The sequence below is a fragment of the Bifidobacterium sp. LH_413 genome, assembly GCF_056357015.1.
The window spans coordinates 1-1,395 of sequence record NZ_JBKEVK010000012.1; the positions used below are offsets into that span (position 1 = coordinate 1).

Genomic DNA, 1,395 nt, shown 5'->3' on the forward strand with positions numbered 1-1,395 from the left:
GGGAATACTTATCTTGGAGCGGGCTTCCCGCTTAGATGCTTTCAGCGGTTATCCCTTCCGAACGCAGCCAACCGGCGGTGCCACTGGCGTGACAACCGGCGTACCGGAGGTTCGTCCACCCAGGTCCTCTCGTACTATGGGCAGGTCTCCTCAGTATTCCGACGAGCGCAGAGGATAGAGACCAAACTGTCTCACGACGTTCTGAACCCAGCTCGCGTGCCGCTTTGATCGGCGAACAGCCGAACCCTTGGGACCTGCTCCAGCCCCAGGATGCGACGAGCCGACATCGAGGTGCCAAACCATCCCGTCGATATGGACTCTTGGGAATGATCAGCCTGTTATCCCCGGGGTACCTTTTATCCGTTGAGCGATGCCGCGTCCGTACACCGGCACCGGATCACTAGTTCCGACTTTCGTCCCTGCTCGACCCGTCGGTCTCGCAGTCAAGCCCCCTTGTGCACTTGCACTCGCCACCCGATTGCCAACCGGGCTGAGGGGACCTTTGAGCGCCTCCGTTACTCTTTGGGAGGCAACCGCCCCAGTTAAACTACCCGCCAGGCACTGTCCCAGANTCGTGGTGAGACATCCAATGCGAACAGAGCGGTATTTCACCTTGCGACTCCACACGGACTGGCGTCCATGCTTCCAAGTCTCCCGCCTATGCTACACAATCCACACCGAATGCCAATACCAAGGTATAGTAAAGGTCCCGGGGTCTTTTCGTCCTTCTGCGCTTAACGAGCATCTTTACTCGTACTGCAATTTCGCCGAGCTCCTGGTCGAGACAGTGGGGAAGTCGTTACGCCATTCGTGCAGGTCGGAACTTACCCGACAAGGAATTTCGCTACCTTAGGATGGTTATAGTTACCACCGCCGTTTACCGGGGCTTGAATTCACCGCTTCACCCCAAAGGGTTGACGGATCCTCTTAACCTTCCGGCACCGGGCAGGCGTCAGTGCATATACAGCGGCTTGCGCCTTCGCATGCACCTGTGTTTTTGGTAAACAGTCGCTACCCCCTGGATTGTGCCACCCCCAACCGCTCCCCGGGCAAGCCGGTTCACCATCGGGGGTCTCCCTTAAACCGAAGGAACGGGAGTGATTTGCCGAGTTCCTTGACCAGGATTCGCTCGATCGCCTTGGTATGCTCTACCTGACCACCAGTGTCGGTTTGGGGTACGGGCGCCCATGCGCCTCGCGCCGAAGCTTTTCTCGACGGACGGACCCACCGGAAGACGTCCGAAGAACGCCCCCATCACGCCTCGGGCCATAGCATCCCCGGATTTGCCTGGGGAAGGCCCCGCACGCTTGGACCCGGAAAACCACCTCCGGACCCGGCATGCCATCCGCGTCACTCCACGCGCTACCCTACCGGAAATCAGTTCCCAACAGGACC

At 59.1% G+C, this 1,395-nt stretch carries 1 rRNA gene; it reads right to left on the reverse strand.

Going from position 1 to position 1,395, the window contains the following annotated elements:
• A 23S ribosomal RNA gene (locus AC1AYN_RS10500) occupies window positions 1-1,395 on the reverse strand; the annotation flags it as partial.